The organism is Variovorax sp. GW822-FHT04E09 (genome assembly GCF_058800845.1).
Genome location: NZ_JBXAMR010000026.1, coordinates 1 through 502 on the forward strand (window position 1 = coordinate 1; position 502 = coordinate 502).

The 502-nt window shown below is 69.9% G+C and carries 1 protein-coding gene; it reads right to left on the reverse strand.

Annotated features, from left to right (window positions below):
• Window positions 1–502, reverse strand: a 502-nt coding sequence (locus tag AC1RL8_RS31250; protein WP_492687443.1) for a contractile injection system protein, VgrG/Pvc8 family, incomplete at both ends; no start/stop codon positions are given.

Consider the following 502-nt stretch of genomic DNA (forward strand, 5'->3'; position numbering starts at 1 on the left):
GGGGCGTCGGCCAGGAAGCTGTTCACTTCGGAAGAGAAGGCCCAGTTGCCGGCTTCGGCGTACGGGGCGAGCACGCGCTCGATGATGTCGGCAACGCTGCGTTGCTGGAAGACTTGGCTGCGCCCCTGCTGGGTGGCCAGCCAGAGCCAGGGCACGAGCGTCAGGCGGTAGCGGGCCAAGCCGCCATCGGAGCCGAGCGACTCGACGGCGCGAATCAACCCGGTGCGTCGGCCCACGGCGCCGTCGGCCAGCACGGTGACCAGCGTCAGGGGCTGGTCGATCAGCGATGAAAGCGCCAGGTCCGCGCGCAGGCTCAGGCACACGATGCGCAGCTCGAACAGCTGCGACACCGCCTCGCGCTGCACCCAGCCCTCCACGCGCAAGGCGTCGATGCTCTCTCGCGCGACGGACGACGACGATGAAGCAGCACTCGGCGCTTCGAGGCGATACAGCCGCGCCGTCTGGCTCAGCTCGGCCCACAGGGCGCTGCGGTCAGCGGAAG